The sequence below is a fragment of the Streptomyces sp. WM6386 genome (assembly GCF_000972385.1).
Classification (GTDB): Bacteria; Actinomycetota; Actinomycetes; order Streptomycetales; family Streptomycetaceae; genus Streptomyces.
This window is the reverse complement of record NZ_JXTE01000602.1, coordinates 1-378: the sequence shown is the minus strand read 5'-3', so window position 1 is coordinate 378 and position 378 is coordinate 1. Positions and strand designations below refer to the sequence as shown.

Annotated in this window: 1 pseudogene; it reads left to right on the top strand. The window is 70.6% G+C overall.

Annotated features, from left to right (window positions below):
- Nucleotides 1-261: pseudogene (locus tag TN53_RS42875) on the top strand (MerR family transcriptional regulator); the annotation flags it as partial.
- Between the last annotated feature and the right edge of the window lie 117 nt (nucleotides 262-378).

Genomic DNA, 378 nt, shown 5'->3' with positions numbered 1-378 from the left:
ATGAAGCCGCTCGGCTTCACCCTCGACGAGATGCGCGCCCTGCTCGACGCCACCGACCGCCTCGACTCCGGCGAGGAACTGCCCCCCGGGGAGCGCGAGAAGCTACTGGAGCGGATCCGCGGCTTCGAGCAGGCTACCCAGCAGAGAGTCGCCGATCTGCGCACCCAGCTGGCCCGGGCAGAGGATTTCCCGGCCACTCTGGCCGCGCGCCTCGCACGACGGACTCCCACCCCCCGACCCCGTAGTGATCTACGACTCTGACCTCCGCCTCCAGCGGAATGAACCGCCCCGGCGCGACAGCCGCCGACATGCCCGCAAGGTAGACGAGAGCGTTGACACGCCGCTCACCAGCCGCCGCCTGCCCCGACGGTGTTCGCG